Genomic DNA, 25,772 nt, shown 5'->3' with positions numbered 1-25,772 from the left:
TTGCCCCGGGGCGGAAGCGCGAAGTTGCCCCGAGGCAGAAGCGCGGAATTGCCCGGTCGGTTGGTGTTCGAGGGGCGCCCGCGCGGCTGGCGACGGCGGGCACGCCCACCGGGCAGCACCTGGCCCAGCGGCTCGCGCCGCGCGATGAGGGGCTGGCCGGCTGAACCGATCTTCTGCCACGCTGAACCACTGTTCAGACGCTGCGGGAGGTCGTCATGGGTCGGATCAGCACGATCGAGCAGTTGCGGGAGATCGTTCCCGAGCCGAGCCCGACCGCCTTCGCGAAGATCCGTGACCGGCTGTGCGACCAGGGGCGGGAGTTTCTCGCCCGCAGCCCGTTCCTGGTGCTCGGCACGGTCGGCGACTGGGGCCTCGAGCTGAGCCCGAAGGGCGACCACCCCGGCTTCGTCGAGGTCGTCGACGACCGGACGCTGCTGGTCCCCGAGCGCAAGGGCAACCAGTTCGCGCTCAGCCTCGCCAACATCCTGGCCGACCCGCGGGTGGCGATCCTCGCGATCCGGCCGGCGACCTCCGAGGTCCTCCGCATCTCGGGCCGGGCGACCCTGATCGACGACGCCGACGTGTGCGCCCGGCTGTCGGCCGGTGGCCGCCCGGCGAAGCTGGTGATCCGCGTGGAGATCGACCGGGCGGCCTTCCACTGCGTCCGGTCGGCGGCACGCGCGGGGCTGTGGCAGCCCGACACCTGGGACGAGCCGACCCGCGTCTCCTTCGGACGGATCTACGCCGAGGCGCTGGCGCGACCCGAGGTCGAGGAGCTGTTCGACGACCTCACCGAGCAGAGCAACGCCACGCTGTACTGACCGGGTCGGCGTCCACCGACCGGTGGACGCGTGACCAGCGGCTCGGCGGTCCCGGCGGGCGGCGCCCGCCGGGAGTCTCGTGCCATGACAGCGATGACGACGACGGCGGCCCGCCCGGCCGGCCCGCCGGACAGCGGCAGCGAACCGGCCGTGCGGGTGCGCGGCCTCCTCAAGCGGTACGGCGGGCGGCCGGTGGTCGAGGGCCTCGACCTCGACGTGCACCGCGGCGAGTGCTTCGCCCTGCTGGGCCCCAACGGCGCGGGGAAGACCACCGCCGTGGAGATCCTCGAGGGCGTCCGGCGCCGCGACGCCGGCGAGGTGACCGTGCTCGGGCAGGACCCGGCCACGGCCGGGCGGGCCTGGCGCGACCGCGTCGGCGTCGTCGCGCAGACCACCGGCGCCGGCAACGCGCTCACCGTGCGCGAGACGCTGGACCACTACGCCCGCTACCACGGCGACCCGCGAAGGACGGCGGAGCTGCTGGACGCCGTCGGTCTTCCCGAGGCCGCGGGCCGGCGCGTCGACCGGCTGTCCGGCGGCCAGCGCCGGCGCCTGGAGGTGGCCCTCGGCGTGCAGGGCCGCCCGGAGCTGGTGTTCCTCGACGAGCCGACGACGGGCATGGACCCGGTTGCGCGCCGGCAGTTCTGGGCGCTGGTCGAGGGCATGCGCGAGGACGGGACGACGGTGCTGCTCACGACGCACTACCTCGACGAGGCCGCGCACCTGGCCGATCGGGTCGGCGTCCTCGCCGGGGGACGGCTGGTCGAGGTGGCGCCGCCGGACGAGCTGGGCGGGGACCTGCGGCGGACCGCCACCGTGTCGTGGACCGAGGCCGGCGGCACCCGGGAGGTCGCCACGGCCGAGCCCTCGGCGCTGCTGCGCGACCTGCTCGCCGCCCATCCGGCCGGCGAGGTGCCCGGGCTGGCCGTGACCCGCCCCGGCCTCGAGGAGGTCTACCTGCGGCTCGTCGGCCCGGATCCCGATCCGGCGTCCGTGCCCGGCCCGGCTTGCGAGCCCACGGGCCGGACCGCCGAGGGAGCCCTCCGATGACCACGGCGCAGTCGCCGAGCCCGACACAGCATCCGACGCCGGGGCCCACGCCCGCCCGCCCCGCGCCCCCGTCGGCCGCCGCCATCGGCCTGGCCCGCACCGGCCTGGAGCTGCGGCTGTTCCTCCGCGACCCGGCGCAGGTGCTGTTCTCCTTCGCCTATCCGGTCGTGATGCTGCTGATCTTCGCCTCGGTGTTCGCCGACGAGGAGACGCCCAGCGGTGCCCCGTTCGCGCAGTACTTCCTGGCCGGCATCGCGGCGACCGGGATCATGCTGACCAGCTTCCAGGCCGTCGGCATGGGCATCGCCGAGGAGCGCGAGCGCGGCGACCTGGCCCGGCTGCAGACGCTCGGCACCCCCGCCCTCGGCTACTTCGCCGGCAAGGCCGGGCAGGTGCTGGTCACCACCGTGGCGCAGATGGCGGTGCTGCTGCTCGTCGCCGCGACGGCCTTCGACGTCTCGCTGCCGACCGGGCCGGCGCACTGGGCGACCTTCGCCTGGGTGGTGCTGCTGGGCGCCACCGCCGGCACGGTGCTGGGCATCGCCGTCTCGTCGCTGGGCGGGAGCTCGCGCGCGGTCGGCAACGGGATCACCGCCTTCGCCGTCGTCCTGCAGTTCTTCTCCGGCGTCTTCTTCGTCTACTCCGAGCTGCCTCCGTGGATGCAGCAGGTGTCGTCGCTGCTGCCGCTGAAGTGGATGGTGCAGGGCATGCGGTCGGTCTTCCTGCCCGACGGCGCGGCCGCGGTGGAGCCCGCCGGGAACTGGGAGCACGGCACGACCGCCCTCGTGCTGGCCGCATGGGTGATCATCGGGGCTGTGATCTGTGCCCGCGCCTTCCGCTGGCGCCGTCCGGCATGAGCCTGTTCCGCGCCGCGGCCGCCGCCGTGGTCCCCCCGTGCGGGGAGGACCCCGGCGGCGAGCCGCTGAGCGCGTCCGGGTGGCGGACGACGGTCACCGGGCTGCACGTCATCTCGGGGCTGGTCTGGGTGCTGGCGGTCGTCTCGACGCTGGTCGGGGACGCCGTGGACGCCGACTCCCGCGGCCCGGTCCTGGTGGTGCTCGCGGTCCTCGCCGTCGCCTACCTGCTCGCCGGCGGCCCGGCCGTCGGCGGCGGGCGGCCGCTGCGGGGGCTGCTGTACCTGGTCGTGCTGGTCGCCGCGTTCGGGATGCTCGGCTGGCTGGCCCCGTCCCTGCTGTACCTGCTCTTCCTGGCCTATCCGCAGGTCTGGTTCGTCGTGCAGGGCACGCTGGTCGGCATCGTCTGGACGGTGCTGCTGGCGGTGAGCAGTGCGCTCGGCCCGGTGCTCGGCGGCCCGTCGGGGCGGACCACCGCCGAGGTCCTGCAGGAGTCGCTGGTCGGTCTGGTGTTCAGCCTGGCGCTGGGCATGTGGATCAGCCGGGTCCTGGCCCAGAGTGCGGAGCGGGCCGGCCTCATCGCCTCGCTGGAGAGCACGCGCTCGGAGCTGGCCACCGTGGAGCGCGAGCGCGGGGTGATGGAGGAGCGCGAGCGGCTGGCCCGCGAGGTGCACGACACCCTCGCGCAGGGCTACACGAGCATCGTCGTCCTGGCGCAGAGCGCGGCCGAGCAGGTGGCGACCGACCCGGCGACGGCGCGCGAGCGGCTGCGGCTCATCGAGGAGGTCGCCCGCGACAACCTCGCCGAGGCGCGGGCGGTGGTCGCCGCGTTCCGGCCGGTGGCGCTGGACGGCTCGACCCTCGTGGAGGCCCTGGAGCGGTTGGCCGGGCGCTTCGCCCGGGAGACCGGCCTGGCGGTGCGGGTCGACACCGCGGCGCTCGGCGACGGGGTGGCGCTGCGCCGCGACGAGGAGGTCGTGCTGCTGCGCGGCGCGCAGGAGGCGCTGACCAACGTGCGCCGGCACGCCGGCGCCAGCGCGGTGGTCGTCCGGGTGTCACGGGTCGCGGGTCAGGTCTCGGTGCACGTGGAGGACGACGGCGTCGGCTTCGACCCGGGCGCGGTCGGCGGCGCCGGGCTGGAGGGGCTGCGCGGGCGGGTCGAGCAGGTCGGTGGCGCGGTCGACGTGGCCTCGGTGCCGGGGGAGGGGACCCGGGTGACGGTCCGGGTGCCGGGGCCGTGAGCGGGATCCGGGTGCTGGTGGTCGACGACCACCCCGTGGTGCGCGGCGGGCTGGTCGGCTGGCTGGACGCCCAGCCCGACCTGACGGTGGTGGGCGAGGCCGCCGACGGGCTGGAGGCGCTGGCGCGGGTCGCCGAGCTGGCGCCCGACGTCGTCCTCATGGACCTGCGCATGCCGCGGATGGACGGCGTCACCGCCATCGAGAAGCTGGCCGGCTCGCACCCCGCCGTCCGGGTGCTGGTCCTCACCACCTACGACACCGACGCGGACATCGTCCGGGCCGTCGCCGCGGGGGCCACGGGCTACCTGCTCAAGGACGCGCCGCTGCCGCAACTGGCCGACGCCGTCCGCGCCGCGGCGCGCGGGGAGACGGTGCTGGCGCCGCCGGTGGCCGCCCGGCTGGTGTCGCGGATGCGCGCGCCGGCGGCGGAGGCGCCGACGGTGCGGGAGCTGGAGGTGCTGGCCGGGGTCGCCCGCGGGCTGACCAACGCCGAGATCGGCCGGGAGCTGTTCATCGGCGAGGCGACGGTGAAGACGCACCTGCTGCGGCTGTTCGCCAAGCTCGGCGTCGACGACCGCACCCGCGCGGTGATGGTCGCGGTCGAGCGCGGGCTCCTGCCGCAGCCGGGAGCGTGATCGGGAATACCCCGCGTTCTGGTAAGGCTTGCGGTTGCAGCCCGACCACCGCGCGAGAGGACACCGCATGAAGACCCACGACTTCACCGTCGACACCGCCGACGGCTCGACCCAGCGCCTGAGCGACTACGCGGGAAAGGTGCTGCTGGTCGTCAACACGGCGAGCAAGTGCGGCCTGACCCCTCAGTACGAGGGCCTGGAGAAGCTCTACCGCGAGTTCGGCGAGCAGGGGCTGGAGGTGCTCGGTTTCCCGTCCAACCAGTTCATGGGCCAGGAGCCGGGCACGGACGAGGAGATCCAGGAGTTCTGCTCGACCCAGTACGGCGTCACCTTCCCGGTGTTCGCCAAGGTCGACGTGAACGGTCCGGACGCGCACCCGCTGTGGTCCTACCTGCGTGCCGCCGACCCGGGTGACTTCACGGCCGAGACCGCCCCCGGCCTGTACGACCACATCGCCAAGATCAAGCCGGACGCGCTCGGCACCGACGAGGTCAAGTGGAACTTCACCAAGTTCCTCATCGGCCGCGACGGCGAGGTCGTCCGCCGCTACGAGCCCAGCGTCACGCCCGACCAGATCCGCAGCGACATCGAGACCGCGCTCGCCGGCTGACGCCCGTGGGCCCGGGGCGCCGCCCCGGGTCCACGGCGGTCGGCCCTCCGACGGGTCGGCTGCCGCTAGGTTCGCAGGCATGAGCGCTGCGCCCCTGGCCTACGGGATCCACCTCTCGTCGATCAACGCCCGGTTCTGGGGCGAGGCGGCCGAACTGGCCGACCGGCTCGGGTTCGAGTCGGTCTGGATGCCGGAGCACGTGATCGTGCCGCTGGATGCGACCGGGAGCCCCCACCAGGGGGCGGAGCACTCGCCGATCCCGTCGAACATCCCGGTCCTCGACGCGATGGCGGTCCTGGGCCACCTCGCCGCCCGCACGTCGCGGGTCCGCCTCGGGACCCACGTCTACAACATCGGCCTGCGCCACCCGGTCCTCACCGCCCGCGGCGCGGCCACCGTGGACTTCCTCTCGGGCGGGCGGCTCGACCTGGGGATCGGCGCCAGCTGGCTCCGGTCGGAGTGGGAGGCGCTGGGCCTGGACTTCGACACCCGGGGCCGGCGCGTGGACGAGTCCATCGAGGTCTGCCGCCGGCTGTGGACCGAGGACGTCGTCGAGCACCACGGCGAGTTCTTCGACCTCCCGCCGACCGCCTTCGAGCCCAAGCCCGTGCAGCAGCCGCTCGCCCTCCACATCGGTGGCGACGGGCCGGCGGCGCTGCGCCGGGCGGCCACGGTGGGCACCGGGTGGATGCCGATGAACCATTCGCTGGAGCAACTCCCGGCCTCGATCGCCCGGATCGGGGAGCTGGCGGCCGCGGCGGGCCGGACGACGCCCGTGCAGATCACCCTGACCGGCGACGTGGCGGACGAGGCGGACGTCGAGCGCTACGTGGCGGCCGGCGTCACGCGCGTTCTCGTGCAGCCGTGGCGGAACTCCCGCGAGGCGCTGGACGGGCTGCGGCGCTTCGCGGAGCGGTTCCTGCCCGACGCCGCCGCGGCCTGATCGTCGGCGGCCGGGCGTGCAGGAGGGCGAACGGACGTCGTGGTTCGACCGGCGGTCCGGGCTGGCCGGTTCGGTGGCCGTCGTCGTCGGGGGCGCGGGCGGGCTGGGCCGGGCGTCGGTGGAGGACCTGGTCGCCAACGGGGTGCGGCCGGCCGTGCTCGACATCGACGCGTCGGCCGCGCGGGAGCTGGCGGCCGCGTTCGACGCGGGGGGCGTCGAGGCGGTCGTCCACACCGGTGACGCGCGGGACCCCGACGAGCTGGCCCGGCTGTTCGCCGCGGTCGACGAGCGGTGGGGCCGGACCGACGTCCTGGTGAACGTGGCCGGCGGCACCTTCCACGCCGACTTCGCCGACTCCTCGCCCCGCGGCTGGGAGGCGCTCATCCGGATGAACCTGATGCCGGTGCTGCACGCCTGCGCGCTCGCCGTCCCGCGGATGAAGGCGGGCGGCCGGGGCGGGAGCATCATCAACCTCTCGACCGTCGAGGCGCACCGCGCGGCTCCCGGCTACGCCGTCTACTCCGGGACGAAGGCGGCCGTGGAGCAGTTCGCCCGGTCGCTGGCGCTCGAGGTCGCGCCCGACGGCATCCGGGTGAACAACATCGCGCCCGACTACGTGCCGACGCCGAACGTGGTGCGGCACATCGGCGAGGCGAACCTCCACGGCCCGACCGCGCTCGGGGTGAGCGTCCCGATGGGACGCGCGGGCCGGCCCGAGGAGGTCTCGGGGTGCGTCGTCTTCCTGGCGTCGCAGTTGTCCAGCTACATGACCGGGACGACGCTGCACCCCGACGGGGGGACCCTCGCGTCGTCCGGCTGGTTCAACTGGCCCGACGCCGGCTGGCGCAACTTCCTGCCGGCCCCGGTGGCGGGTCTCCTCGACGGCGTGGACCCGGGAGCGCCGGGGACCTCGTGACCGGTCCCGCAGCCGTGCCGCGGCGGTAGGCTGCGCCGTCCATCCGGCCCCGCGGGGGCGCCCCGGCGTCCCCGCCCCTCGTGGGGGATGCCTCATGCCGCTCTCCCAGCCGCTGCTCGAGCCGGGCACGGAGGTCTCGCGCTTCCGGGTCGAGGAGCTGATCGGCCGCGGCGGGATGGGGCAGGTCTACCGGGCGCGCGACCTCCGGCTCGACCGGCCCGTCGCCCTCAAGGTGCTCTCGCCCGAGCTGTCGGACGACGACGGCTTCCGGCTGCGGTTCGTGCGCGAGTGCCGGACGGCCGCCTCGTTGGACCACCCGCACGTCGTGCCGGTGTACGAGGCCGACGACTGGCACGGCCTGCTCTACATCGCGATGCGGTTCGTGCGGGGCGCCGACCTGCACACCGTGCTCGGCGGCGGCCGGCTCCCGGTCGACACCGCGCTGACGTTGCTGGCCCAGGCGGCATCCGCGCTGGACGCCGCGCACGAGGCCGGCCTGGTGCACCGCGACGTCAAGCCGGGGAACCTCCTGGTGACCGGTGCCGCGGCCGGCTCCGTGCCGAGCGGCGCGCACCTGTACCTGACCGACTTCGGCCTGACGAAGCGGACGTCGTCGCTGTCCGGGCTGACCAGCACCGGCCAGTTCCTCGGCAGCCTGCACTACGTGGCTCCGGAGCAGATCCGCGGCGAGGAGGTCGACGGACGGGCCGACCTGTACGCCCTGGCCTGCGTGGCGTTCGAGCTGCTGACCGGGATCCCGCCCTTCCGCCGCGACCAGGAGGCGGCGCTGCTGTGGGCGCACATGTCCGTGGAGCCGCCGTCGCTGACGGAGTTGCGCCCCGAGCTGCCCGCCGCCATGGCCGCGGTGCTCGCGCGGGGGATGGCGAAGGACCGCGACGACCGGCCGGCCTCGTGCGGTGCGTTCGTCGCCGACCTGCGGAGCGCCGCGGGGGCCCCGGAGACCGCCCGGACGGTGCCCGTCCCGGTGTCGTCCGCGGCTCCGACGGTGATCGGTCCGAGCACCTCGCCGACGGTGGTCGGTCCGGGTACCTCGCCGCCGGTGGCCGGTCGGGGCACCGCGCCGCCGCCGCTGCGGAGCGCCACTCCGGCCGCGCCCCGGAGGGACACGCCGGCGCCGGTGGCCGGAACCGCACCCGACGGGCCCGCACCGGGAAGCCGCCGGCCGCGCCGGTGGACGTGGCCCGTGGCGGCGCTGGCGCTGGTCGCCGCCGTGGTCGCGGGGGCGCTGGTGTGGTCGCCGTGGAGCGAGGACGGCGGGAAGGGGACGGCCGGGGGAGACCTGGCGGCGCGGTCGCTGGAGGTCGTGCCCTACACCGCGGAGCTCCCGGTGGACTGGCAGGCGTTCCCGCTCGAGGACGGCGGGATGGCCTTCGGACCGGCCGACCTGGCCGACGTGGCGCTCGACGACGAGTCCGACGTGGCGGAGGCGACGCGGATCGCCGCCGAGGAGCCCGACCGGCTCGTGCTCGTCTACGTCGCGGGGGACACGGGACTGGGGAACGAGGCGCCGGCCGACGTACCCGGGCAGGTGGCCGCGGGACTGCCGGCCGGCACGGAGATCGACGCGGGATCGATGGGCTCGGTGGGCGGCCAGCGGGCGGTGCGGCTGCGGGGTGAGGTGCCGCTGGACGACGGTTCGGCGCTGTCCGTCGTCGGTGTCGCCGTCGGCGGCGAGGTGCTGCTGCTGTGCGTGGTACCGGAGGCGCTGGCCGACGACTGGGCCGGGACCTTCGACGCGGTGATCGGGTCGCTGGCGCCGGAGTGACGCTCGCGGGCGGAGGCCCCGATGCGCCCACGTACGCTCGTGAGCCGTGAGTCTCACCATCGGGATCGTCGGTCTCCCCAACGTCGGCAAGTCCACGCTGTTCAACGCGCTGACGAAGAACGACGTCCTGGCGGCGAACTACCCGTTCGCCACGATCGAGCCCAACATCGGCGTCGTCGGCGTGCCCGACCCGCGGCTGCAGCGGCTGGCCGACGTCTTCGGCTCGCAGAAGATCATCCCGGCGACGGTGTCGTTCGTGGACATCGCCGGCATCGTGCGCGGCGCCAGCGAGGGGCAGGGGCTGGGCAACAAGTTCCTGGCCAACATCCGCGAGAGCGACGCCATCTGCCAGGTGATCCGGGTGTTCACCGACCCCGACGTGGTGCACGTGGAGGGCAAGGTCAGCCCCCGCGACGACATCGAGACGATCAACACCGAGCTCGTGCTGGCCGACCTGCAGACGCTGGAGAAGGCGATCCCGCGGCTGGAGAAGGAGTCGCGCAAGGACAAGGAGCGCGCCGTCCTGCACAAGGCGGCGGTCGCGGCATCGGAGGTGCTGAACACCGGCCAGACGCTGTTCGCCGCCGGCGTGGACACCGAGCCGCTGCGCGAGCTGTCGCTGCTGACGACCAAGCCGTTCCTCTACGTGTTCAACGTGGACGCCGACGAGCTCGCCAACGAGTCGCTGATCACCGAGCTGCGCGAGCTGGTCGCACCGGCCGAGGCGATCCTGCTCGACGCCAAGACCGAGTCCGAGCTCGTCGAGCTGCCGGCCGAGGAGGCCGCGGAGCTGCTGGAGTCGATCGGGCAGAACGAGCCGGGCCTCGACCAGCTCGCCAAGGTCGGCTTCCGCACCCTCGGGCTGCAGACCTACCTGACCGCCGGTCCCAAGGAGTCGCGCGCCTGGACGATCCCGGTCGGCGCCACCGCCCCCCAGGCGGCCGGGGTCATCCACACCGACTTCCAGCGCGGCTTCATCAAGGCCGAGGTCGTCTCCTTCGACCACCTCATGGAGGCCGGCTCGATGGCCGAGGCCAAGTCCAAGGGCTGGGTGCGCATCGAGGGCAAGGAGTACGTGATGGCCGACGGCGACGTCGTGGAGTTCCGCTTCAACGTCTGACCTGGAACGACGGAGATGCGCCTTTCTGGCGCGGCTTCGGACCTCGGCGGACGTCCGCGAACGGTCGATGACGGCCTGGCCGGCTGCGGGCCCGACGTCGGTGTCCGACGGGGGGCCTTCCTCGAGCGTCAGTTGCGCTGAGCATGGGCAGCCGTCGTCTCGTGGCTGGCGAGGGGTCCGCGCCCGGGCCTGCGACGGGTTGTGCGGGGCGGTCACCGCGGCTTAGGTGGACAGGCTGTCCGCTCCTCCCGGACTGCTCCGTGTTCCCCACGATCCAGAGGAGTGCCCCGGTGAACAAGTCCGACCTCATCGCCAAGATGGCCGAGCGGCTCGATGGCGACCGGACGACGGCCGTGGCTGCCGTCAACGGAGTGCTGGAGGAGATCGAGAGCAGCGTTGCCCGGGGCGAGCGCGTGTCGTTGACGGGCTTCGGCACCTTCGAGGGCCGCGAGCGGGCAGCTCGCACGGGCCGGAACCCGCGGACCGGGGAGGCGATCCAGCTGGACGCGTCGGTGGTCCCGGTCTTCCGTGCCGGCACGGGGTTCAGGGCCCTGCTCACCGAGGCCAGGGGGGAGCCGACGTCGCGGGCGTCCGCAGCCGGCGAGGGCACGGACCCCACGGCCGGGGGGAAGAAGTCCCGGGTTGCTTCGTCCGCCTCGGCCGGCAGCAGCGCGGGGGTCGACGCGGCTGCGGACGGAAGCAGGAAGAAGGGGGGCAAGAAGGCTCGGCAGCAGGCCGCGGGGAAGGTCGATGGGTCCGCCGTCAAGGCGGGCAAGAACAAGCACGGGAAGAAGGCGTCCAAGGACGCGCGCTGAGGGCACGGCCGACTCCCACGGTCGATCCTCTCGCTGGGCGGGCCGATGCGGTCGAGTGCGCGATCCGCCGGTGCGGTGTCTCCGGAAGGTCTCCGGCCCGCGTCCCGTCACGCGGGGGGTGAGGCGGGGGGCGCCCCAGCCCGCACGGCGGTTCGCCGCCGGGTCAGGCGGACGGCGACGAGGACCGCCCCGGCCGCGACGAGGGCGACCGGCACCCAGGGGAGCAGGGCGCCGAGGACGACGAGGACGGCGCTGCCGACCCAGACCAGGGCGTCCCATCCCGCGCCGAGCCCGTCGACGAAGCCGGCTCTCCCGCTGCTGGACGGGGTGCCGACCGGCGCCAGGTGCACGCTGAGCGTGGACAGCGCCACCTGGTCGGCCAGCAGCGCACGCTGTGACTGCAGCGCCTCCAGCTGCTCCTGGCGGCCGGACAGAGCCGACTCGGCGGCCAGCAGCGCCTCGGTGGTGGCCGCGCCCTCCATCAGGGACTGGAGCCTCGCGACGGAGGTCCGCAGCGCCGAGATCCGCGCATCCAGGTCGACCGCGGTGGCGGTGACGTCCGAACGGGTCACCGACACGTTCCGGACGTCGCCGAGGTCCTCGAGGTCGGCCAGGACACCGGTCAGCTCGGTCGCCGGCACGCGCACCACGAGGTCGGCGACCGCGCCCTCGCCGCCGTCCTCCTCGGCTGCCGCCTGTTCCCTGCGCTCCTCCACCCGGCCGCCGACCGACTCCACCAGTTCGCTGACCCGTCGGGCAGCCGCGGCGGGGTCCTCGACGATCACGGAGGCGAAGGCGGTCGCGATCACCTGGCGGTCGGTCCCGGTGTCGACGGGGACCGCCGGCGCGCCGCCCGGCGCCTCCGGGCCGACGGGCACGGACGCCCCGCCGCCGGCCCCGCCTCCCGTGTCCGCGCTGCCGGAGTCCTCGTCGGACGAGCCCGAGCAGCCGACCAGCAGCGCCAGCGCCAGCGCCACGGCTGCGATGCCCGAGGAGCGCCTCATCGACCGACCGTAGGGCGCCCGTCCGGGCTCGGAGCAGCGCCGATGCGCAATCGTGGCGGCGCCGAGTCGCTTTCGTGACACCGCCGACGTCCTCGGGGAGGCAGCCCGCTCCGGTGCCCCCGTGCGCAGGCAGGCCGCCGCTGCTCTCCGAGCGATCCGTAGTCGGGGCGGCACGCTGGGTCCGGGGCTTGCCGGGCCGCGCACGGAAGCTGCTCGCCCACTCGGGCGTGCGCTACAACGGTGGCACGCGGTGCTGACGATGCGCCGCCTCTCGTGGCCCCGGACCCGGCGACGGCGAGCCCTTCCGGAGGTCGCTGTGAGCCAAGCCTTTCCCGTTCCGCCGTCCCTGCCGCCGCTCTGGGGCCCGCGCGGACCCACCGTGGCCGAGCCCGCCCCGACCGGGGTGCCTACCGCGGACGGCGGCCGACGACCGGCGGACCGGCAGTGCTGGGACGACCGCGTCGCCATGACCCCCCGGCAGGACATCCCCGTCCTGCAGGTCACGTCGCTCACGGTGGGTGATGTCTGCACCGTCACCGTGAGCGGCGACGTCGACTGCCTCACGGGTCCCGGGCTCCAGGAGGCGCTGCTCGACGTCCTGGACCGCTCACGGCCTCCCGTCAGCGTCGAGGTCGACCTGAGCCGGGTGACCTTCCTGGGGGCGGTCGGCCTGCGCGTGCTGGCCGTCGGGCACCGGCTGGCGGAGAGCACCGGTGTGGCGCTGCGGGTCCGCTGCGGCGCCGTCCGCGCGGTCGTGCGACCCCTCGAGGTCACCGGGCTCTGGCACATGCTGGACGTCGTCGATCGGGACGGCCCCGGCAGCGACCGCTGACCTCCGCGCCCCGGCGTCAGGCCGTGCCGAGGTCGAGCTCGAGGTCGGCTCCCCCCCGCACCACCCGTTCGGCGACCGCGTGCAGCGGGATGCCGCTGCGCCGGGCGTGCGTGCGCATCACGGCGAAGGCGCGGTCGACCTCCAGGCCCGTCCGCTCGGCGAGCACGCCCTTCGCCTGCTCGATCAGCACGCGGCTGTTCAGCGCGCCCTGCAGCTGCTCGGCGAGCCGCTCGCGCGCGTGGATGGCCCGTTCCTGGAGGAGGCCGACCGTGGCGACGTCGGCGAGCGCGCGCGCCAGTTTCATGTCGGACCCGTCCAGCGGGCCGGGGGTGACCCGGAAGACGTTCAGGGCACCGATCACCTCGTCGCGCAACCGCATGGGGACGGCCTGGGCGGACGCGAACCCGGCCTGCTCCAGGCGTTCGGTGAAGGACGGCCAGGCGGCTCGCATCTCGGCGAGGTCCGTCCGCGTCACCGCGGCACCGGTGCGGAAGGCCTCCAGGCACGGACCTTCCTGGTTCTGCAGCTCGAACAGCTCGATCAGGTGGACCTCGTGGCTCGACGCGGCGAGCACCTCGAGCCCACCGCGCTGATCGGCGAGCATGATGCCGGCGGCGTCGGCGTCCAGCAGGCCGACCGCCCGCTCGGTCAGCAGGTGCAGGAAGTCGATGACGTCGAAGTCGTCGACGAGTGTGTCGGCGAGTTGGACCAGGGCATCGGCGATGAGTTCTTCCCGGGCGGTCATGGCGGAGTCCTTCCCGGCTCGCCGTCCGGCCCGGTGTCCTCCCGGCCGTCGACCGTGCCGTCCTGGCTGTGATCGAACCGAAGTCGTCGTGCCACCACGTCGGCGGCGATGTCGGAGATGGCCCGGTCCCGGGACCAGGCGTGCGCCCGGAGGCGGAGCAGCGCGTCGGGCAGGGCCAGGTCGAGCTGCGCGGACAGCATGCCGACCGCCTGGTGCACCACCGCGCGGCGGTCGACGAGGTCGGTCAGTCCCGACCCGTCGGGATGCGCGCCGTTCAGGTGGACACCGCGGGCTCGGTCGTGCAGGTGCAGCAGGACGGCCACGGCGGCGTCGGCGTAGGCGTAGGCGTCCCGGAGCTCCGTGCCGGTGAGCGGGCCGCCGACGTCGCGGTACAGGTCGAGCACGCCGAGCACGATCGCCCCGACGCCGAGCGGGAAGGCGAAGGAGGCCGCCACCCCCTCCACGTGGGCGCCGGGAGCGAAGGCCGGCCAGCGCGCGTCCGCGTCCGACGGGAGATCCGGGCACAGCACGGGCCGGTGCAACCGGGACGCCTCCAGGCTCGGGCCCTCACCCAGGGCGAACTGCAGGGCCGCCAGCCGCCGGGGCACGCCGCCGGTCGCGGCGACGACCTCGCCGATGCCGGCGTCGTCGACGAAGCTCATCCCGATCCCGGTCATGTGGGTGGCCTCCCGGCACCCGTCGACGAGGAGCTGCGGCCAGGTGTCGGGCGGACCGGCTGCGGCGAGACCCGCGAGGATCTCGGCCACTCGCGTCCCCGCCATGGTGCACGCCCACCCTGTCCGGCTGTGATGCGTCATCGACGAGCTCGATCGCAGCGATTTCGGTCCCCGAAGGGGAATCGTATCGCCGGTCCGGGGTATGTGACGGGGACAAGAGCGGATTCCCGTTCCCCGTCGTCGCCCCGGACCCGGTGACCTCCCCCTGCGTCAGGAGAAGCCGTGTTCGCATTGGTCGCGGGCGATGAGTGAGCGAGTGTCCTGGGAGACCTGCCCGGAGTGCCGGCGCCTGGCCGCCGTCGGCTGGTTGGACGGCAACGCCGTGGAGGTCGACTGTCCCAACGGCTGCAACGTCACGCCGGTCCGGGTGGTGTCGACGATCCGCCACGACCGGCAGTCCGGGATGCCCGGCCAGGACGACGCACGCTCCGCCGCCTGGGAACCGTCCGCGGCCCGCGGCCCGCTGCCTCTCGGCGGGCAGGGCGTCGCGGACGGCGGCTGAGGCCGCCACGGTGTCCGGCGCCGGTCGACGCCGGTGCCGCAGGTCCCGGCCGGACCGGTGGAGGGCGCCTGCCCGAACCACTCGTCGTCGATTCGGCCTGCGTGTGGCCGGGGCGCCGTCCAGAGCCGTCCCGACGGTTCCGCCGTCAGCCGGGGTCGCGGCCGATGAACGCCAGCAGCTTCGTCTGCGGGTCGGCGTCCGCGGGTACCCGGACCCGCGGGCCGTACTGGCCGCTGGCGCGGAGCATCTCGTCCATGGGCTCCATGCCCGCGAGCATCACCGCGCAGCGTTCCGCGTCGAGGGTCTCGTCCTGTCCGGTCGCGCGGGCCAGGTCCCAGGTGTGCATGAAGACGTCGGCGGTGAAGAACTGCGACACCGCGCGGGGCAGCGGCACGTCGCCGATGTGCGGGTTGCGCAGCACCAGGTCCGCGGACGCCGGGTCCTCGAGCAGCGTCTGCACGCCGTCGCTGAAGGTGCGCCAGGCGGCGACCGGGTCGTCGTCGACCGACGGGCCCGCGGGGAGCTCGATCCCGGCGCCGCCGCGCAGGAACCCCGGGAACCACTCGACCAGGTGCCGGACGACGTCGCGCGCGGTCCAGCCGGCGACGGGGGAGGGGCGGTCCCAGGTCGCGTCGTCGGGCACCCCCTCGACGAGACGGGTGAAGCGACCGCCGATCTCGCGGTACTCCTCGGCCGGGTCCTGGTCGGCGTCCATCTGTGGTCCTCTCGCGCGGTTGTGGTCCCGGACTGACGGCGCCGGGGGCGGGAACTCATCGGTCGGGCGGCGAGCGGCCCTCGATCAGACCCGGCCGCGGAGGATGCGCCGCCAGTACACCTGCGGCAGGGCGTAGCGGTCGAACCACCACGTCGTGCGCCGCGGGCGGATCGGGTCGAGGAACGGCACCGACGGGGTGAGCCGGCCGTCGCGGTCCACCTCGGCGAGCATCAGCGCGTGCCGGCCGACGGTGATCGGCATGACTGTGTAACCGTCGTAGCGCTGCAGCGGCATCCCGCGGTCGACCGCCGCCAGATTGGCGCTCAGGACGGCGACCTGCGTGCGCAGCGCGCCACCCGAGGGGCGCGTCCGCAGGTCGGCCGCGTCGCCGAGGCCCCAGATCCACCCGTGCCGGCGGTGGCGCAGGGTGGCCGGGTCGACGTCGACGAGACCCGGGTCCGCGTCGGCCGCCAGGCCGCTGTCGGCGATCCACCGCGGCGCCCGGTAGCGCGGGACGGCGTGGGCGAAGGTGATGTCGTCGAGCACCCGGCGGCCGGTCGGCGTCGTGACGGTGAGGGCGTGCAGGTCGGCGTCCACGCTCTCGACGCGGGCCTCGCGCAGCACCTCGATGCCGTAGTGGGCGAAGGCCCGCTCCAGTACCTCGTCGGCGCGGGGGACCCCGGTCGCCGTCGCGGCGGGCAGGACGAGCGTGACGTCGAGGTCGGCCAGCACCCCGGTGCGGCGCCAGTGGTCGCACGCCATGAGCAGCGGCTTCAGCGCGGTCGGGCCGCAGGACGCCGGCTCCGGCGGCACGGTGAAGACGACCGAGCCGTCCCGCGCCGCCGTCAGGGCCGGCCAGACCCGCGGTGCGCTGCCCGGCACGTACGTGGAGGCCGCCCAGCCGTCGGCGTAGGCCTCCTGCAGGCCGGGCGTCGCCGCCCAGTCCTCGACGAGGCCGGGGCACAGCACGAGCGTCGTGCAGCGCAGGATGCGCCCGCCGCGGGTGCGCACCGTCCCCGCGTCCGGATCGACCGCGGCCACGGCGTCGCGGATCCACGCGCACCCCTCGGGGACGACGTCGCCCATGGGCCGCTCGAGATCGGCCATCGTCGCCTCGCCGCCGCCGACGTAGTTCAGCAGCGGCTTGTACCGGTGCACCGGCTGCGGGGCGACGACGGTGACCCTGGTGGCGCCCTCGCGCAGCAGCTTCGCCGCGAGGGAGATGCCGGCGTTGCCGCCGCCCACGATCAGGACCTCGGAATGCTCCACGCGGCTCCCGCCATCGACCTCGGCGGCCGGCTCGGCCACCCCGCCCAGCCTGCCCAGTTCGCGCGGGTCCGAACCCGCGGCGCGGTCCTGGTTCCCCGGGCGTGCCGGGCCTCAGGTCTGGAGCGGCACGAGCTCCGCGGCGAACTCGTCCAGCCACGGCAGCCACGGCGTCCCCGGGCTCGCGGGGCGGACGACGAACTTGCTCAGCCCGGCGTCCACGTAGGACTGCAGCAGGCGGCGGGCCTCCGCCCAGCCCGCGGGCACCAGCATCCGCGGGTCGACGTCCGGGCGGCGCCCGGCGAGGCCGCGCAGCAGCCGCGCGTCGGGCTCGCCCGCGGCGACCGGCACGCTGATCCCGAAGTGCTCGGGGTCGACGGTCCGCCCGGCCTCGGCCGCCGCCCGTTGGATCGTGGCGACGGCGGCGGCGCACTCCCCGGGCGTCAGGAAGCTGCCCAGCCAGCCGTCGCCCAGCCGGCCCACGCGCGGCAGCCCGGCCGGGGCGGACCCCCCGAGCCACAGGTCCAGCGGCTTCGCGGGCAGCGGCCCGATCGACGCCTCCTCCAGCGGGAAGAACTCCCCGGCGGAGGTGACCCGCTCCTCGGTGAGCAGCCGGCGCACCAGCAGCAGCGCCTCGTCGAACACGGCGCCGCGGCGGCCCTCGGGCACGGGGAACCAGGCCCGCTCGGCGGCGCGCGCCGGCTGCAGGCCGAACACCGGCAGGACGCGGCCCGGCGCCAGGCGGGCGAGCGAGGCGAGCTGCTTGGCGACCAGCACGGGGTGCCGGCCGGGCAGCACCGCGACGCCCGTGCCGACCTTCAGCCGGGCCGTCCGCGCCACCGCGAACGCCTGCCCCACGACCGGGTCCACCTGCGGCGCCGACACCTGCTCGGAGAACCACAGCGAGTCCAGCCGCAGCTCCTCCAGCCGGTCCACGACGGCGGCCAGGTGCTCGTCCGCCCCGAGCGGGCCCAGCCCGACCCCGAAGCGCACCTTCATCCCGACCAGCCGTCCCAATGGGTCACGGTCTCCGCGGGCGGGCGCGCGGCGGGGGAGAAGCCCTCGCCGGTGTAGTGGGCGACCGGGATCAGCGCCGTCTGCGTCACGCCCTCGGGGATGCCGAGCACCTCGGCGACCTCCCGCTCCTTCAGCAGGTGGATCGAGGTCCACGCGGTGCCCAGCCCGCGCGCCCGCGCGGCCAGCATGAAGCTCCACGCCGCCGGGAGGATCGACCCGTACATCCCGGCGGCGGCCGCGTTGGACCAGCTGCCGTCGGGGATCCGGCCGCGGATGCACGGGAGGACGTGCACCGGCACCCGGTCGAGCACCCCGGCGAGGTGCAGGGCCCCGTCGTAGGCCTTCGCGGTCTGCTCGTCGCCGGTCTCCCGCGCGCGGGCCCGGGCCGCCTCGAAGAGCGTGGTGGCGGCCGCGCGGTACAGCTCGGCGATCCGCGCCCGCTTCCGGGCGTCGGTGACGACGACGAACGACCAGGTCTGGCCGTTGCCGGCGGTCGGGGCCTGCTGCGCCACCCCGATGCACTCGAGCAGGAGGGAGCGGTCGACCGGCCGCTCGAGGTCCAGCCGGCGGCGGACCGCGCGGGTGGTGGTCAGCAGCCGATCGGCCGCCGCGGGATCGATGTCGGAGGCCACCCCGCCGACCCTAGTGACGTCGCTGCCGGCGGGCGGCTCGCGCTGCCTCCACCGCCGTGGCCGGGCACGATGCCCGCATGGTGTCGACGTCGTCCGGGCCGGGCGGCACGGCCTTCGTCCTCGGGGGCGGGGGAGTGCTGGGGGCAGCCGAGGTCGGCATGCTCCGGGCGCTGGTCGAGCACGGCGTCCGTCCGGACCTGGTCGTGGGCACCTCGGTCGGTGCGGTGAACGGGGCGCTGGTCGCCGCCGACCCGACGCCGGCCGCCGTGGAGCAGTTGCGTTCGGTCTGGGAGGAGCTGGCCTCCTCGGGGATCTTCGCCGGATCGATGTTCGCCCGGATGGGCACCCTGGTGCGGACCCGCACCCACCTCCATCCGCGGGAGCCGCTGCGGGACCTGCTCGCCGCGCACCTGCCCGTGCAGACGTTCGCCGAGCTGCAGGTCCCGTTCCAGTGCGTCGCGGCCAGCATCGAGCGGGCGGCCGAGCACTGGTTCAGCGACGGCTCGCTGCTCGACGCGGTCCTCGCCTCCTGCGCCGTCCCCGGCCTGCTGCCCCCCGTCGAGATCGACGGCGAGCACTTCCTGGACGGCGGGCTGGTGCACAGCATCCCGGTGGGCCGGGCGGTGGCCCTGGGCGCCGGCACGATCTACGTGCTGCACGTCGGGCGGATCGACCGCCCGCTGCGCCCGCCGACCCGGCCGTGGGAGGTCGCGACGGTCGCCTTCGAGATCGCCCGCCGGCACCGGTTCGCCGGTGACCTGGCGGCCCTGCCGCCGGGTGTCACCGTGCACGTGCTCCCGTCCGGGGACACCGCGCCGCCCGGGGCGGCGAACCTGCGCTACCGCGACTTCTCCGCCGTCCGGGACCGGATCGACCGCGCGCACGCGGCGGCCCGCGAGTACCTGGACCGGACCGAGGGGGCCTGACGTGCTGCCACCCCGCCCCGTGCGCCGGATCACCGGCCCCCTGCTCGTCGCCGCGCTCGTCGCCGCGGTGCTGCTGCTGCCCCTGTTCGTGGTCGTCGCGGCCGTCGCGTCGGCGTTCCTGCCGGGGCGCTGGCGCGCGCTGCGGCTGCTCGGCTTCGCCCTCGTGTACCTGGCGCTGGAGGTCGCCGGGCAGGTGGCCGCCGGCGTGCTGTGGGTGCTCAGCGGCTTCGGCCGCGGGCTGGGCTCCCGGGCCGTGCAGGCGGCCCACTACACGGTGCTGCGCCTGCTCCTCGACGTCCTCATGCGGGTGGCGCAGCACCTGTTCGCGCTGCGGCTGGTCACCGACGGCGACTCCTGGTCGCCCCTGGACGACGGGGTGCCCGGCTCGACCAACGCCATGGTGGTGCTCTCCCGGCACGCCGGCCCGGGGGACTCGTTCCTCCTCGTGCACACGCTGATGAACCGCGACCACCTGCGCCGGCCGCGGATCGTGCTCAAGGACCTGCTGCAGTGGGACCCGCTCATCGACGTCTACCTCAACCGGCTGCCCAACCACTTCGTGGGCCCCCGTCCCGAGGCGGGGCCGGGGTCGCCGGAGGCGATCGCCGACCTGGCCCGGGACCTCGGCGAGGAGGACGCGCTGCTGATCTTCCCCGAGGGCGCGAACTTCACCCCGCGGCGCCGGTTCCGGGCCATCGAGCGGCTGCGCGACCGCGGGCTGGCGACGGCGGCGCGCCGGGCCGAGGAACTGCGGCACCTGCTGCCGCCGCGGCCGGCCGGGGTGCGCGCGGCGCTGACCGCCGCCCCGCACGCCGACGTCGTCCTCGTGGCGCACACCGGGCTGGACCATCTCCACACGGTGCGGGACCTGTGGCGGGCCCTGCCGATGGACAAGACCCTCCACCTGCGGTGGTGGTTCGTCCCGGCGGCCGAGGTGCCGCGCGAGGAGGACCAGCTGACCGACTGGCTCTTCCGGTGGTGGGCGACCATCGACGACTGGATCGAGACCACAGCCGCGGGCGACCTCAGCGGCTCCGCGGGAACGGGTCGACGACGGAGGTCCACCGCTCCCGCGCCTCGTCGTTGAGCCCCGGGGTCGGCACCCCGATCCGGGTCGCCGGGTGCCGACGCGCAGAGCCTGGTGGAACCGGCCGCCCGGCCCCCACCATGGTCCCGCCCGCGAGAGGTGGCCGCGGGGTGCGCCGCTGCCCACCGCGAGCCGGCGGCGGCCCGGGCGGCCCAGCAGAGGAGAGCGACGCCATGGCCGACTTCCTGGTCCACCGCGACGACCCGCGCACCTTCCGCTTCGACGACGGCGAGGCGGCGGCGAGCGACGTGGCCGAGGGTGCGGTGCAGTTCACCGTCGAGCGCTTCGGTCTCACCGCGAACAACCTCACCTACGCCGTCCTCGGGGACGCCCTGCACTACTGGGACTTCTTCCCCGCGCCCGAGGGCTGGGGCCGGATCCCCGCCTGGGGGTTCGGCCGGGCCGAGGCCTCCGGCGTCGAGGGCATCGCGGTGGGGGACCGCTTCTACGGCTACTGGCCCATGTCCACCCGGGTCACCCTCCAGGTCACCGCGGGCGGACCGGGGTTCGTCGACTCCTCGCCGGCCCGAGCGGCCCTGCCCGCGGTCTACAACCGCTACCTGCGGGCGGTGCCCGCGACAGGCTTCCCCGCCGCGCTCGACGACGCCGCGGCGGTGGTCCGGCCGCTGTTCCTGACCGGCTGGCTGATCGCCGACCAGCTCGCCGGCTCGGCCTGGCACGGCGCGGGGACCGTCGTCCTGGCGTCCGCGTCGAGCAAGACCGCCCTGTGCACGGCCGCGGCGATCCGCGAGCGGGACGACCCGCCGTCGGTGATCGGGCTGACCTCCGCCGGCCACGTCGCGTCGACCGCCGCGCTCGGGCTCTACGACGAGGTCCTGCCCTACGACGAGGTCGCCGCCCTGCCCCGCGACCGCGGCGTCGTGCTGGTCGACATGGCGGGTGATCCGGGCATCCGGGCGGCCGTCCACGAGACCACCCGGGAGGCCCTGCGGGCCTCGATCATGGTCGGCGCGACGCACTGGGAGCGCGCGAGCCTGGAGGGCGCCGACCTGCCCGGACCGCAGCCGGAGATGTTCTTCGCGCCGACCGTGGCGCAGGAGCGGGCCGCCGATCTCGGCGAGCTGCCGTTCGCCCGCCGGCTGGGTGCGGCCTGGGCCGAGTTCGCGACCGCGCGCCTGCCGCAGCTGGTCCGGTTCGAGCACGCGACCGGTGCCGACGCCCTCGCCGGCGCCTACACCGCGCTGCTCGAGGGCGCCGTCGACCCGCGCAGGGGACTCGTCCTCTCCCTCTGAGCTCCCCGGCGGTGCAAGCCGCCTGCAAGAGGGATCCAGGGGGCGCGGCCGAGAGTCGGGCCCGCCGACGACCGCACCCGACCCCAGGAGCACGCGATGACCGCCAGCCCCACCACCACGACGCCGACCGGCCCGATCGACACCCGCCAGATGATCACCGTCCACCGCTTCTTCCGGCGCGAGTTCCGGCTCGCCGGCGGGGTGGTCGCCGGCGTCGCCGCGGACGACCAGAAGCGGGCACGGCTGGTCGCCGACCACGTCGAGCTGCTCACCCGCACCCTGCACCACCACCACACGCACGAGGACGAGCTGATCTGGCCCAAGCTGCTGGACCGCGTCCCCGAGGAGCTCGCCCCGCTGGTCCGGCTGATGGCCGAGCAGCACGCCCGGGTCGACTCTGTCGTCGCCGAGATCGACGAGCTCCGCCCCCGGTGGGCCGTCACGGCCGGCGCCGCGGACCGGGACCGGCTGGCCGAGCTGCTCGACCGGCTCTCCGGGCACCTGGCCGAGCACCTCGACGCGGAGGAGGAGCGGGTGCTGCCGATCATCGCCCGCACGCTGACCGCGCAGGAGTGGCACGAGGTGGGCGAGCGCGCCCGCGCCAGCAACCGCAAGGACCAGATGTCGCTGGTCCTCGGCATGCTGCAGTACGAGGGCGACCCCGAGGCCGTCGCGGCGATGCTGGCGGCCGCGCCGCCGCCGGTCCGGTGGATCGTGCCGAAGCTGTCCCGCCGGGCGTTCCGCAGGCACGCGCTGGCCGTCCACGGCACCGCGACGCCCTGAGGCGCCGCCGCCGGTGGTCCGCGGGAATGGCCATCGCCGGGCCGAACTTGCGGGGGGCATGACGACACTCGGACTGATCGGCAGCGGCAACATCGGCGGCACCCTCGCGCGCCTGGCGGTCGATGCCGGCATCGACGTCGTGCTCAGCAACAGCCGCGGCCCGGAGACCCTCGCCGATCTGGTCGCCGAGCTCGGCCCGCGCGCGCGGGCGACCACGCCGGCCCAGGCCGCGGCGGCCGGCGATCTGGTCGTCGTCTCGGTGCCGCTGAAGGCCTACCGCCAGGTGCCGGTCGAGCCACTGCGTGGCAAGGTCGTGATCGACACGGACAACTACTACCCGCAGCGGGACGGGCGGATCGCCGAGCTCGACGACGAGTCGACGACGGTCAGCGAGCTGCTGCAGGCGCACCTGCCGGAGTCGCGCGTGGTGAAGGCCTTCAACAACATCTCGTCGGTCCACCTCGGCCTGCTCGCCCGGCCGGCCGGGCACCCGGAGCGCTCGGTGATCGCGATCGCCGGCGACGACGCGGCGGCGAAGCGGTCGGTGACCGAGTTCCTCGACGCCATCGGCTACGACGCCCACGACGTCGGCCCGCTGGCCGAGGGCTGGCGCTACCAGCGCGACACGGCCGCCTACGGCGGGGTCTACCACGCGCCGGGCACCGACTTCCCCGGACCGGGCCGGCAGGCGACGCCCGAGCTGCTGCGGGAGCTGCTGGCGGCCGCCGCCCGCTACCGCGACATGTGACGCCCGCGCGCCTGCCCGCCGACCGGGATCAGGCGGCGACGCGGTGGTGGTGGCAGCGGCCGCCGCCGGTGGCGCGCGCCGCGCAGGGCGCGCCGGCCCTGGTGCGGCCGCCGCTGTCGCCGCACCGGGCCGGCGTCGCCGACGGGGCGGGCGCAGGCGCGGCCGGCCGGACGAAGGGCAGGACGACGGCGTCGTCACCGGCGGGCAGGGCCGCGGCAGCGGGGGCCGGAGCGGCGACGGGAGCGGCGGCGGGCGAGGGAACGGCCGACCCGGGGAGGACGGCGGCCGGGAGCCGGCGGTCGGCCTTCCGGCGGAGGGCGGCGGCGGTGGTGAGGCCGGCGGTGAAGGCGGCGAGGGCGGTGGCGACGTGGCTGGCGCGCATGCCCCTCCCATCGGCGCAGCACCGCCGACGGCGGACCGCTCGCGTCCCTCGGGTCCCGCGCGCCCCACGCGTCGGTCGGGTCGGAGGGGGTGACGGCGGCCGCCGGGAGGGCCAGGATCCGGACCAGCCCATCCCCGAGCCCAGGAGTCGCCCCGTGACGGAGACAGCGCAGTCGGCCGCACCGGTTCCCACCAGCGTCAGCGAGCAGGCGCAGCAGGCCCTCGCGGTGCCGAGGCAGCCCGCGAGCTATCCCGCGCCCGACGACGTCGAGGGCTGGGAGCGGCACGTCGCGCAGATGGACGCCTTCGTCCGCGACCGGTTCTTCGCGGTCGAGCTGCCCGCCGACGTCGACGAGGAGCTGATCGCCGGGGTGCCCACCTACGTCGCGCGGGCGCAGGGCGCGCCGGCCGACGACGGCGGCCCGGTCTACCTCGACATCCACGGCGGCGCGCTGATCATGGGCGGGGGCGACCTGTGCCGGGCCATGACCGCGGGCACCGCGCTGACCAGCGGCATGGTGACCTGGGGCGTCGACTACCGGATGCCGCCGCGGCACCCGTACCCCGCGGCCCTGGACGACTGCGTCGCCGTGTACCGCGCGCTGCTGGAGCGGCGCGACCCGGCCGACGTGTTCGTCGGCGGCGCGTCGGCCGGCGGCAACCTCGCCGCGGCGCTCCTGGTCCGCGCGCACGAGGAGGGCCTGCCGATGCCGGCCGCCCTGGTCCTGTCGACCCCCGAGGTCGACCTGACCGAGTCCGGCGACACCTTCCACACCAACCGCGAGTTCGACAACGTGCTCGGCAGCCTGCGCGAGGTCAACCTGCTCTACGCGAACGGGCACGACCTGGCCCATCCGCTGCTGTCCCCGCTGTTCGCCGACGTCGCGCACTTCCCGCCCACGTTCCTGCAGTCGGGCACCCGCGACCTGTTCCTGTCCAACACCGTGCGGATGCACCGGAAGCTGCGCGCGGCCGGGGTCGAGGCGGAGCTGCACGTGTTCGAGGCGATGCCCCACGGTGGCTTCGGCGGTGCGCCGGAGGACCGCGAGCTGATCGCCGAGCGGCGCCGCTTCCTCGACCGGCACCGCCGCCGCTGACCGCGGCCGCGCCGCCCGCCGCCGTCCTGCGGAAATCGTGCGGAACGGTTGCGGGCACCGTGCGGCGCGACCGTCAGAGTCGGTCCCATCGCCGGGTCACGGGGGGACCGGCGGTAGGGGGAACGCACGAGGAGCCCCGCGCACCGCCTCGGGGGAGGGCAGGTGGGCGGGGCTCCCGCGCGTCCCGGCCGGCCGGCCCGGCGGACGCCGTCGTCGTCCCCGGTCCCGTCGCACCGCCGGGGGATCGCCTCGCTCAGCGCCTGCCTGCCCGCCCGCCGACTGCCCGGGCGTGCGGCCGGGCGCCCGGAGGGCCTCCGGGCCGCCCGATCCGGGTGCGCGGGCCGTGCAGACTGGCGCGTCGGCCCCGGGAGATCGGGGGACTCCCGTCCCCTGCGTGATCGCAGCCACTTACAGTGCCCCGCGCGACGCGTCGGTGGCACGCGTCCCGGAGTTTGGAGAGACCGTGGACCTCACTGGAGCATCAGCACTCGTCGTCGGCGGCGCCGGCGGGTTCGGCGAGCAGACCGTCCGCAAGTACGTGGCCGAGGGCCTGAAGGTGGTCATCGCCGACGTCGCGGAGGAGAAGGCGAACGCCATCGCGGCCGAGCTCGGGGACGGCGTGGTGTTCGTGCACACCGACGTCACCAGCGACGCGTCGGTGGACGCGGCGATCGCCAAGGCGCAGTCCCTCGGCCCGCTCCGCGTCACCGTCATCGTCAACGGCGGCCCCGGCGGCGGCGCCGCGCAGCGGATCGTCTCGCGCGACGGCAAGCCGATGCCGATGGAGGCCTTCCTCCAGACGACCGAGTACTACTACACGGCCACCTACCGGGTGCTGTCCCGCGCGGCCGCCTCGATGCAGGGCAACGAGCCGCTCGAGGACAACCAGCGCGGCGTCGTCATCATGACCGCCAGCATCGCGGGCTTCGAGGCCTCGCCCGGCCAGACCAGCTACGCGATGGCCAAGGGCGGCGTCATCGCCCTGACCCTGGCCGCGGCGCGCGACCTGGCCCCGGCCGGCATCCGCGTCATGGGCATCGCGCCCGGCACGTTCCTCACCCCGGCGTTCCCGGACCCGGTGAAGGCCGACGAGATGTACGGGAAGATCGTGCCGAACCCCAAGCGCATGGGCCGCCCGGCGGAGTACGCGAAGCTCGCCTACCAGATCGCCGAGAACGACTACCTCAACGGCTACGTCATCCGGCTGGACGGCGCCCTGCGCTTCGGCGCCTGACCGGTTCCCGGGGGGCGCGGCG

General features: G+C 75.2%; 28 protein-coding genes. 20 read left to right on the top strand and 8 right to left on the bottom strand.

What is annotated here, in order from left to right:
* The first annotated feature begins 215 nt into the window (after positions 1 to 215).
* The 11 genes from BMY88_RS08370 (at position 216) to BMY88_RS24850 (ending at position 10,791) form a co-directional block, all read left to right on the top strand.
* The gene (locus tag BMY88_RS08370; protein WP_091942066.1) at positions 216 to 821 is read left to right on the top strand and encodes an MSMEG_1061 family FMN-dependent PPOX-type flavoprotein; all 606 of its coding nucleotides are present in this window, start codon (positions 216 to 218) and stop codon (positions 819 to 821) included.
* A gap of 84 nt (positions 822 to 905) precedes the next feature.
* The gene (locus tag BMY88_RS08365) at positions 906 to 1,871 is read left to right on the top strand and encodes an ABC transporter ATP-binding protein (protein ID WP_428978311.1); all 966 of its coding nucleotides are present in this window, start codon (positions 906 to 908) and stop codon (positions 1,869 to 1,871) included.
* Positions 1,868 to 2,728 (top strand): ABC transporter permease, encoded by an 861-nt coding sequence (locus BMY88_RS08360; protein WP_091942062.1) that lies wholly within the window; start codon positions 1,868 to 1,870, stop codon positions 2,726 to 2,728. Before BMY88_RS08365 ends, BMY88_RS08360 begins: the two co-directional genes overlap by 4 nt.
* Positions 2,725 to 3,966, top strand: coding sequence for a sensor histidine kinase (locus BMY88_RS08355; RefSeq protein ID WP_091942060.1), 1,242 nt, complete (start codon positions 2,725 to 2,727; stop codon positions 3,964 to 3,966). The genes BMY88_RS08360 and BMY88_RS08355 overlap by 4 nt, the downstream gene beginning before the upstream one ends.
* A complete protein-coding gene (locus BMY88_RS08350) occupies positions 3,963 to 4,601 on the top strand; it encodes a response regulator (protein WP_244524537.1) in 639 nt (212 codons plus the stop codon). Before BMY88_RS08355 ends, BMY88_RS08350 begins: the two co-directional genes overlap by 4 nt.
* A 67-nt stretch (positions 4,602 to 4,668) precedes the next feature.
* Entirely contained in the window at positions 4,669 to 5,211 is a 543-nt protein-coding gene (locus BMY88_RS08345) for a glutathione peroxidase (protein ID WP_091942058.1), read from the top strand.
* Between the two features lie 79 nt (positions 5,212 to 5,290).
* Positions 5,291 to 6,154, top strand: coding sequence for an LLM class F420-dependent oxidoreductase (locus BMY88_RS08340; RefSeq protein ID WP_211435559.1), 864 nt, complete (start codon positions 5,291 to 5,293; stop codon positions 6,152 to 6,154).
* A 16-nt stretch (positions 6,155 to 6,170) separates the two neighbouring features.
* Positions 6,171 to 7,070 (top strand): SDR family NAD(P)-dependent oxidoreductase, encoded by a 900-nt coding sequence (locus BMY88_RS08335; protein ID WP_091942056.1) that lies wholly within the window; start codon positions 6,171 to 6,173, stop codon positions 7,068 to 7,070.
* A 94-nt stretch (positions 7,071 to 7,164) separates the two neighbouring features.
* Entirely contained in the window at positions 7,165 to 8,856 is a 1,692-nt protein-coding gene (locus tag BMY88_RS08330) for a serine/threonine-protein kinase (RefSeq protein WP_091942054.1), read from the top strand.
* A gap of 46 nt (positions 8,857 to 8,902) precedes the next feature.
* A complete protein-coding gene (gene ychF / locus BMY88_RS08325) occupies positions 8,903 to 9,976 on the top strand; it encodes a redox-regulated ATPase YchF (RefSeq protein ID WP_091942052.1) in 1,074 nt (357 codons plus the stop codon).
* Between the two features lie 290 nt (positions 9,977 to 10,266).
* Positions 10,267 to 10,791 carry an HU family DNA-binding protein gene (locus BMY88_RS24850; protein WP_170861016.1) on the top strand — a complete coding sequence of 175 codons (525 nt, stop codon included), beginning with the start codon at positions 10,267 to 10,269 and terminating at the stop codon, positions 10,789 to 10,791.
* A gap of 107 nt (positions 10,792 to 10,898) precedes the next feature.
* Here the strand turns inward: BMY88_RS24850 and BMY88_RS23780 are convergent, their stop codons facing one another.
* Positions 10,899 to 11,795 (bottom strand): DUF4349 domain-containing protein, encoded by an 897-nt coding sequence (locus BMY88_RS23780; protein ID WP_170861015.1) that lies wholly within the window; start codon positions 11,793 to 11,795, stop codon positions 10,899 to 10,901.
* Between the two features lie 466 nt (positions 11,796 to 12,261).
* On the opposite strand from BMY88_RS23780, the gene BMY88_RS08310 reads away from it, so the two are divergent.
* The gene (locus tag BMY88_RS08310; protein WP_091942045.1) at positions 12,262 to 12,627 is read left to right on the top strand and encodes an STAS domain-containing protein; all 366 of its coding nucleotides are present in this window, start codon (positions 12,262 to 12,264) and stop codon (positions 12,625 to 12,627) included.
* A gap of 16 nt (positions 12,628 to 12,643) precedes the next feature.
* On the opposite strand, the gene BMY88_RS08305 is transcribed toward BMY88_RS08310, so the two are convergent.
* Entirely contained in the window at positions 12,644 to 13,372 is a 729-nt protein-coding gene (locus tag BMY88_RS08305) for a GAF and ANTAR domain-containing protein (protein ID WP_091942043.1), read from the bottom strand.
* The gene (locus tag BMY88_RS08300; RefSeq protein ID WP_139220437.1) at positions 13,369 to 14,154 is read right to left on the bottom strand and encodes a GAF and ANTAR domain-containing protein; all 786 of its coding nucleotides are present in this window, start codon (positions 14,152 to 14,154) and stop codon (positions 13,369 to 13,371) included. Before BMY88_RS08300 ends, BMY88_RS08305 begins: the two co-directional genes overlap by 4 nt.
* Positions 14,155 to 14,353: 199 nt before the next feature.
* Here BMY88_RS08300 and BMY88_RS08295 point away from each other — a divergent pair, with 199 nt between their 5' ends.
* Entirely contained in the window at positions 14,354 to 14,611 is a 258-nt protein-coding gene (locus tag BMY88_RS08295; protein ID WP_139220436.1) for a hypothetical protein, read from the top strand.
* Between the two features lie 145 nt (positions 14,612 to 14,756).
* Here the strand turns inward: BMY88_RS08295 and BMY88_RS08290 are convergent, their stop codons facing one another.
* The 4 genes from BMY88_RS08290 to BMY88_RS08275 all read right to left on the bottom strand — a co-directional run bounded on the left by BMY88_RS08290 (position 14,757) and on the right by BMY88_RS08275 (position 18,241).
* Positions 14,757 to 15,326, bottom strand: a complete 570-nt coding sequence (locus tag BMY88_RS08290; RefSeq protein WP_091942039.1) for a TIGR03086 family metal-binding protein — start codon at positions 15,324 to 15,326, stop codon at positions 14,757 to 14,759.
* Positions 15,327 to 15,410: 84 nt separating this feature from the next.
* Positions 15,411 to 16,634: an NAD(P)/FAD-dependent oxidoreductase gene (locus BMY88_RS08285; RefSeq protein ID WP_244524536.1), complete on the bottom strand. Its 1,224-nt coding sequence runs from the start codon at positions 16,632 to 16,634 to the stop codon at positions 15,411 to 15,413.
* A 72-nt stretch (positions 16,635 to 16,706) separates the two neighbouring features.
* Positions 16,707 to 17,609, bottom strand: a complete 903-nt coding sequence (locus tag BMY88_RS08280; RefSeq protein ID WP_211435558.1) for a TIGR03854 family LLM class F420-dependent oxidoreductase — start codon at positions 17,607 to 17,609, stop codon at positions 16,707 to 16,709.
* Positions 17,588 to 18,241 carry a nitroreductase family protein gene (locus BMY88_RS08275; RefSeq protein WP_211435557.1) on the bottom strand — a complete coding sequence of 218 codons (654 nt, stop codon included), beginning with the start codon at positions 18,239 to 18,241 and terminating at the stop codon, positions 17,588 to 17,590. Before BMY88_RS08275 ends, BMY88_RS08280 begins: the two co-directional genes overlap by 22 nt.
* A 77-nt stretch (positions 18,242 to 18,318) precedes the next feature.
* On the opposite strand from BMY88_RS08275, the gene BMY88_RS08270 reads away from it, so the two are divergent.
* The 5 genes from BMY88_RS08270 (at position 18,319) to BMY88_RS08250 (ending at position 23,038) form a co-directional block, all read left to right on the top strand.
* Positions 18,319 to 19,167, top strand: coding sequence for a patatin-like phospholipase family protein (locus BMY88_RS08270; RefSeq protein WP_091942035.1), 849 nt, complete (start codon positions 18,319 to 18,321; stop codon positions 19,165 to 19,167).
* 1 nt (position 19,168) lies between these two features.
* Positions 19,169 to 20,254, top strand: coding sequence for a lysophospholipid acyltransferase family protein (locus tag BMY88_RS08265; RefSeq protein WP_091942033.1), 1,086 nt, complete (start codon positions 19,169 to 19,171; stop codon positions 20,252 to 20,254).
* A 173-nt stretch (positions 20,255 to 20,427) separates the two neighbouring features.
* On the top strand, positions 20,428 to 21,507 hold the full coding sequence (locus BMY88_RS08260; RefSeq protein ID WP_170861014.1) for a DUF2855 family protein: 1,080 nt from the start codon (positions 20,428 to 20,430) through the stop codon (positions 21,505 to 21,507).
* A gap of 96 nt (positions 21,508 to 21,603) precedes the next feature.
* Positions 21,604 to 22,290 (top strand): hemerythrin domain-containing protein, encoded by a 687-nt coding sequence (locus BMY88_RS08255; RefSeq protein WP_091942030.1) that lies wholly within the window; start codon positions 21,604 to 21,606, stop codon positions 22,288 to 22,290.
* Positions 22,291 to 22,348: 58 nt separating this feature from the next.
* Positions 22,349 to 23,038, top strand: a complete 690-nt coding sequence (locus BMY88_RS08250; RefSeq protein WP_091942028.1) for an NADPH-dependent F420 reductase — start codon at positions 22,349 to 22,351, stop codon at positions 23,036 to 23,038.
* A 28-nt stretch (positions 23,039 to 23,066) separates the two neighbouring features.
* Here the strand turns inward: BMY88_RS08250 and BMY88_RS23335 are convergent, their stop codons facing one another.
* Positions 23,067 to 23,420, bottom strand: a complete 354-nt coding sequence (locus BMY88_RS23335) for a hypothetical protein (protein ID WP_139220435.1) — start codon at positions 23,418 to 23,420, stop codon at positions 23,067 to 23,069.
* Between the two features lie 154 nt (positions 23,421 to 23,574).
* Between BMY88_RS23335 and BMY88_RS08240 the strand changes: the two genes are divergently transcribed.
* Positions 23,575 to 24,516 (top strand): alpha/beta hydrolase, encoded by a 942-nt coding sequence (locus BMY88_RS08240; protein ID WP_211435556.1) that lies wholly within the window; start codon positions 23,575 to 23,577, stop codon positions 24,514 to 24,516.
* Positions 24,517 to 24,979: 463 nt separating this feature from the next.
* The gene (locus BMY88_RS08235) at positions 24,980 to 25,750 is read left to right on the top strand and encodes an SDR family NAD(P)-dependent oxidoreductase (protein WP_091942026.1); all 771 of its coding nucleotides are present in this window, start codon (positions 24,980 to 24,982) and stop codon (positions 25,748 to 25,750) included.
* Positions 25,751 to 25,772 lie beyond the last annotated feature (22 nt).

Origin of the sequence: Trujillonella endophytica (assembly GCF_900110555.1) — a bacterium.
Classification (GTDB): domain Bacteria; phylum Actinomycetota; class Actinomycetes; order Mycobacteriales; family Geodermatophilaceae; genus Trujillonella; species Trujillonella endophytica.
Note: the sequence above shows the minus strand (reverse complement) of the source record. Positions and strands in the feature narration are given on the sequence as shown.

Bases quoted from the DNA above. Each gene is read 5' to 3' on its own strand.
- BMY88_RS08360 (WP_091942062.1), top strand. From the start codon at position 1,868: ATGACCACGGCGCAGTCGCCGAGCCCGACACAGCATCCGACGCCGGGG.
- BMY88_RS08310 (WP_091942045.1), top strand. From the start codon at position 12,262: ATGACCCCCCGGCAGGACATCCCCGTCCTGCAGGTCACGTCGCTCACG.
- BMY88_RS08365 (WP_428978311.1), top strand. From the start codon at position 906: ATGACAGCGATGACGACGACGGCGGCCCGCCCGGCCGGCCCGCCGGAC.
- BMY88_RS08295 (WP_139220436.1), top strand. From the start codon at position 14,354: ATGAGTGAGCGAGTGTCCTGGGAGACCTGCCCGGAGTGCCGGCGCCTG.
- BMY88_RS08270 (WP_091942035.1), top strand. From the start codon at position 18,319: ATGGTGTCGACGTCGTCCGGGCCGGGCGGCACGGCCTTCGTCCTCGGG.
- BMY88_RS08300 (WP_139220437.1), bottom strand. From the start codon at position 14,154: ATGGCGGGGACGCGAGTGGCCGAGATCCTCGCGGGTCTCGCCGCAGCC.
- BMY88_RS08370 (WP_091942066.1), top strand. From the start codon at position 216: ATGGGTCGGATCAGCACGATCGAGCAGTTGCGGGAGATCGTTCCCGAG.
- BMY88_RS08305 (WP_091942043.1), bottom strand. From the start codon at position 13,372: ATGACCGCCCGGGAAGAACTCATCGCCGATGCCCTGGTCCAACTCGCC.
- BMY88_RS08355 (WP_091942060.1), top strand. From the start codon at position 2,725: ATGAGCCTGTTCCGCGCCGCGGCCGCCGCCGTGGTCCCCCCGTGCGGG.
- BMY88_RS23780 (WP_170861015.1), bottom strand. From the start codon at position 11,795: ATGAGGCGCTCCTCGGGCATCGCAGCCGTGGCGCTGGCGCTGGCGCTG.
- BMY88_RS23335 (WP_139220435.1), bottom strand. From the start codon at position 23,420: ATGCGCGCCAGCCACGTCGCCACCGCCCTCGCCGCCTTCACCGCCGGC.
- BMY88_RS08330 (WP_091942054.1), top strand. From the start codon at position 7,165: ATGCCGCTCTCCCAGCCGCTGCTCGAGCCGGGCACGGAGGTCTCGCGC.
- BMY88_RS08340 (WP_211435559.1), top strand. From the start codon at position 5,291: ATGAGCGCTGCGCCCCTGGCCTACGGGATCCACCTCTCGTCGATCAAC.
- BMY88_RS08290 (WP_091942039.1), bottom strand. From the start codon at position 15,326: ATGGACGCCGACCAGGACCCGGCCGAGGAGTACCGCGAGATCGGCGGT.
- BMY88_RS08345 (WP_091942058.1), top strand. From the start codon at position 4,669: ATGAAGACCCACGACTTCACCGTCGACACCGCCGACGGCTCGACCCAG.
- BMY88_RS08255 (WP_091942030.1), top strand. From the start codon at position 21,604: ATGACCGCCAGCCCCACCACCACGACGCCGACCGGCCCGATCGACACC.
- BMY88_RS08250 (WP_091942028.1), top strand. From the start codon at position 22,349: ATGACGACACTCGGACTGATCGGCAGCGGCAACATCGGCGGCACCCTC.
- BMY88_RS08260 (WP_170861014.1), top strand. From the start codon at position 20,428: ATGGCCGACTTCCTGGTCCACCGCGACGACCCGCGCACCTTCCGCTTC.